Raw genomic sequence first — 4626 nt, 5'->3', positions numbered from 1 at the left:
GTCTTCCACGAGCCGCGTGGCGACCGTGTACGAGGAGCCGTCCTCGGGGTCGCCGCACAGCGAGTACTGGCGCACGAGCCCCGAGGGCAGCAGTGTTGTCGTGAGTGCAACGATCTGGTCGGGTTCTTTAAGGCACGCTCACCGCTCTCTTGCACAACTGTTGCGTTTCGAGCAACTGCCATTGGCGCACTTGCTCAGACGTTCATAGCCTGATGCGGATTAGGCGGTCCACACAAGCGTTTCAGGAGATGATCGCCGTGGGCGACACCCTCGTAGCGGACACCACTCTCGTAGAGGGCTACGCTCTCGCAGAGAGCGAACCTCTCGCAGAGGACGAACCTCTTGTAGAGGACGAAACTCTCGTTGAGGTGATCTCTGGGAGGGCTGAGATCTGGATCGAAGGGGATCACGCTTCCCTCTCTCACGCACGCACCGCTTGCCGCCTTCTTGTGGCGAGCGTCTGCTGGTCGCCCGAGGCGCAGGAGGATCTGATTCTCGTAGTGTCCGAGCTGGTGACGAACGCCTGTCGCTACTCATCGGGACCGTGCCGGATGAACGTCGAAGTATCGGGCAACGAGGCGGCGGTCGAGGTGTGGGACGGTGAACCCAGCATGCCGACTCTGCCCGGACCCATCGACAGTTCGTCGTGTGACGCCGCGCCGGCGTGCAGTGGCTATGGACTGGGCATCGTGGGCTCGTTGTCGAAGAGCCTGGAATTCCTCCCCCAGGAGACCGGCGGCAAGATAGTCCGGGCGGTCGTCCTCCCGTAGCGATGCGGTTCGCCCATGCTTGGAGACCATCAAGCGTGTGGTGACCACCAAGCGTTGACGTTGATGAGTGTGGTGACCACCAAGCGTTGATGACAGGTCGTCAGTACTGAAGCGGGTAGACCAGAGTTTGGGGGAAGCCTTCCGGCCTGTTGTATCCCTCGTAGCTGATGGTCAGCTGCGTGTAGTGCAGGTGCTGGGCATCGTCTTTCAAGGGCTTGGGACCTGAGAGACGTATCGTGACCGGATACGAGTGAAACGTGCCGAGCGCGCAGTACGGCTTGCAGTCATTGACCACGCTATATCCCTGCGCCACCGCGGAGCGGAAGCCCCAGTGCGACCACATGAGAGAGGAAAGGCGGCTGTTTCCATCACCGCAGGCAAGGACGAAGTACGTGGGGCGGATTCGTGCGTGCCAGAGGCAGTCCACCATGACAGGTACTGTCGGCCTCCCGGTGACTGCTGATGTGCCAGGAGGCGGCGTCGGCTCGGCGTACGCCGTTCCCGCGAATGTTGTAAGTGATGCGGCAGTACACAGCGTAAGCGCTGTACCCACCGTGAATTTGCGCATGTTCATTCCTGACCCCTGTCGAACTCCGACAGCGTGCAGCCAGGTCCAGCCTGTGCTCGCCGGCATGCTGGGAAGCCTGCAGCCTGGCCCGGCTCCTATCCGTAGGCGCTATTCCTACGCAATGCCGCGTGCTTCCGCAAGGCCTTTGAAGAAACGGGGTCAGCGCATGCGTGTGTGAAATTAGCCGCGCGTGTTGGATGCCAGGCCGATGGCCACAGTGATCGACTTCCCCACCGGTTTGCGGTGGGCCTCAAAGCTCTGGCATATGGTGGTCACGATCTCCAGGCCGTGCTGGCCAACACGCCTGGGGTCCGGGGCCGGAATCGTCGGCAGCGTCGGGTTGCTGTCCCACACGGCCACACGAACGGTGTTGTCGCTGATCTCGAGGATCAGCAGGCAGGGTCCGGGGGCGTGCTTGCGGGCGTTTGTCACCAGCTCGCTGACCACGAGCTTCACCATGTCCGTCGCTTGGCCCGACACAGGAATCCCGTGAGCATCCTGCGCATGCGTCAGAAAGTCGACAGCAAGGTCTCGAGCTGCAGCGATGTCTCCACTGCCTGCAAATGCCTCAGAGCACGTCAGCGGTTCGCTGATCATAGCCTGCGATCTATCGCCGTCCGGCGGGAAGCCTCTGCCGCTCGTATTTCTTGGCAAGTAGCCGATTCCCATAAAGGACACGCCTACTCTGCATCCTGCCGGTCGGCAAGGGACAGCGCCTAGCGTGCCGAACGTCGGTCGTCGGCGGGCCGACACGCATGACTGGGCGGGACAGCACTGGAGGGTTACGAAAGCTGGCCGTGGTAGTCGGGCAACTTGAACGTCTTTTCAGCGTGGCCACCGGAAAGATCCGTGACCCTATTGCCAATGTTCGCTATGATCGTATAACCCTCGTGCTCGATGGCGATACGCTGGGCGGTTTTATAGTCAGCGATATTGTCGAACAGGTCGAGCACACTGCGGACGTAGACGCCGGACGGACGATAGCCATCGAATCGCAGATTGTATTCGGTCGATGCGTATAGGACGTTGGGCCGGGCGGTCACGAAGAAGAGCGAGACGCCGTGCTCCTGGGCGTATTGAGCGAATTTGAGTACCGGCTTGTTGGCCGGCTGCGGGTAGCTGAAGCCGAATCCCGTCTCCAGGGTGGTGTTGTCGATATCGAAAACGATGGCTTGCTTTTCTTCTGGACCCGAGCGTGCGATGCGCTGCCTCAGGTAATGCAGGGCCTTGTCCATGTCCGCCCGACAGTCCTTCTGCCAGGTGGTGTAATTGACCCTCCTGGATGTGAGCGTAGTGACCACGGATGTCCTCGCGCCGGAAACCGAGGTTTCCGCCGTAGCCTGAACGGCCATGGGAAGCGCGATCACAGCAATCGTGACTGCGACGGCGGCAACCATGAGGACGGGGCCTATGTAGGTGCTCTTGGTCATGAATATCCTCTAGTTCGGGTCGACACCTTGGTTTGATGAGGGGGCAACTCAGCCAGGGCGCCGATGTCATGGAGGGAAAATTCTGGCACAATTCAGCGCTTACATCGGGGCTTTTTGTTGACGGGTATCGCCATAGGGCGTAGTCGCATCGAGCCGCAGCTTCTGCATTCCGATGCGACTCTTGCGTGAAGGCATGTCGATTTTCCTTGCATTCCCATGTCGGTGTGCCGCCGCTCCCGGGGTTTCATGATCCACCGGTACACAACAGTTTGGTGAGGGTAGCTCATCGGTACAGTACGTAGCTTGTGAAACTTTTCAGTGAAAACTTCCAGTTTGAAAAGCTCGACATCGCGTAGTCTGCTTTATAAGCATAGATTCCGATATAGATGTCTTGTGATGATTCCTTCTGCCGTTTGTGCACTTGGTTCAGGCAATGCGGATCCAGGGACAGATCGCGGCTGTCAGGAGAACTCGTTGATGCGCCTCCGGGGGCAACGGCCAGGAGCGCAGTCGGTGAACGGCAGAGGGAGAAACCATGGCGTACGGAGTCTTTCGCCATGGAGCTTCGCTGGCGGAGACGGAGTGGCCTGCGCCGGAGTAGGCAGGCAGCACCGGGCTCAGGTGACGGGTGCGGGTGGGCTGGCGGGGCGATGTTGCGGGAGGGCGCAGGTGCCGCGCGGCCGCCAGTCTCCGCCGCATGCCGGTCGGCACCGGCTGCGCGGTTCATCCGGGTCCGCAAACGACAGGGGCTGTGACCAGTGAACAGCCCCTTGGCCATCACCGGTCAGCGAAAGGAACGCGCAAGCTCCCCAGTGCTCCAGTCAGAAGCGGCCGGCCAGCTTTCGGCTCCAGGCGGTGCTCTTGGTGTCGTCGATCGCTACACATTAGAGGTGGGCGCTGCCAGCATTGCAGAAGTTTACAGAAGGGCAACATCAGCAATCCGTGGGACACAAAACCATTGACAGCACTCGCAGGACGCAATAGGCGTGGGGCACCCATGGCGGCGTTGGGCCCCGGCTCATGTTCGTCTCTCGCCAGCGGCCCCTCAACTGTACGCAGAGGAAACAAAGTGGCCAATCAGCTGACATCACGCCGCGCGGCCCGTACCGTACGTATGCTCGGTGGTGCCTCTGTCTCTGCAGCGCTCGCAATCGGTGCCGCCGGCACGGCGTTTGCCTCCAGCATCAGCGACTTCTCCGCTGCGGCGGAGTGCGACGGTGGCAAGGGCGTCCTCATCGTCACGGACAAGGACGCCTCACACGCACGAGCGACCGTCTCCGTGTTCTTGGAGCAGTATGGCGCCGACGCGAAGAGGGTTGCTGTCCGGAAAGTCAAGGGCTCGCGCACGGGCACCACCCTCACAATCGCCGAGCACTGGCAGTCGCGCGCCGTCTACCGCATCCGTGTCAAGGCCGGGAAGATCGACGCCGACATTCAACCCAACCTGACCACTCCGTCCAGAGCCTGTAAGAAGAAGGATCCGGCGCCTGCAAGACCTCGGAGTGCATCGGCAGTCCCAGCGGCAGCCCCGCGAAGCAGCACCAGTATTCCGGGGGCCGCTCACCGTCTCGCCGCAACTGGAGTGGACGCCCCCACCGATGTGGCCGCAGGCATCGCCGCTGCCCTAGCGGTTATGGGCAGCGCCGCAGTCTTCTACAGCCTGCGGCGTCGATGAGCCCGGCTATGACACCTTCAGCTTTCCCGCCCAAGGTCCTGTCGGCGTAAACGCGGGCGCATCCGGCAGCCCTGCGGGCCGAGGATCTGCCGGTCGAGCAGTTGAGCAACTGTAACCTTGACGTTTATGGTCCGGCGTCGAACGCGACTCGAACTTGATTAGCGTTTCCGCAGTTCAGCGGAC

The 4626-nt window shown here is 61.3% G+C and carries 5 protein-coding genes; 2 read left to right on the top strand and 3 right to left on the bottom strand.

All coding sequences use genetic code 11. From position 1 onward, the window contains the following. Positions 1 to 257 precede the first annotated feature (257 nt). Complete coding sequence (locus tag AB0N17_RS45240; protein WP_366017528.1) at positions 258 to 770, top strand: ATP-binding protein; 513 nt, start codon at positions 258 to 260, stop codon at positions 768 to 770. A gap of 100 nt (positions 771 to 870) precedes the next feature. Here the strand turns inward: AB0N17_RS45240 and AB0N17_RS45235 are convergent, their stop codons facing one another. From AB0N17_RS45235 to AB0N17_RS45225, 3 genes are all read right to left on the bottom strand, one after another. Further along, positions 871 to 1200 carry a hypothetical protein gene (locus tag AB0N17_RS45235; RefSeq protein WP_366017527.1) on the bottom strand — a complete coding sequence of 110 codons (330 nt, stop codon included), beginning with the start codon at positions 1198 to 1200 and terminating at the stop codon, positions 871 to 873. A 318-nt stretch (positions 1201 to 1518) separates the two neighbouring features. Beyond that, on the bottom strand, positions 1519 to 1935 hold the full coding sequence (locus AB0N17_RS45230) for an ATP-binding protein (protein WP_366017526.1): 417 nt from the start codon (positions 1933 to 1935) through the stop codon (positions 1519 to 1521). Positions 1936 to 2120: 185 nt separating this feature from the next. Beyond that, complete coding sequence (locus tag AB0N17_RS45225) at positions 2121 to 2690, bottom strand: HAD family acid phosphatase (RefSeq protein WP_366017529.1); 570 nt, start codon at positions 2688 to 2690, stop codon at positions 2121 to 2123. Between the two features lie 1147 nt (positions 2691 to 3837). Between AB0N17_RS45225 and AB0N17_RS45220 the strand changes: the two genes are divergently transcribed. Beyond that, positions 3838 to 4443, top strand: a complete 606-nt coding sequence (locus tag AB0N17_RS45220; protein ID WP_366017525.1) for a sortase-dependent protein — start codon at positions 3838 to 3840, stop codon at positions 4441 to 4443. Positions 4444 to 4626 lie beyond the last annotated feature (183 nt).

It is taken from the genome of Streptomyces sp. NPDC051133, from assembly GCF_040682635.1.
GTDB lineage: Bacteria > Actinomycetota > Actinomycetes > Streptomycetales > Streptomycetaceae > Streptomyces.
This window is presented reverse-complemented; position numbering and strand designations above follow the sequence as displayed.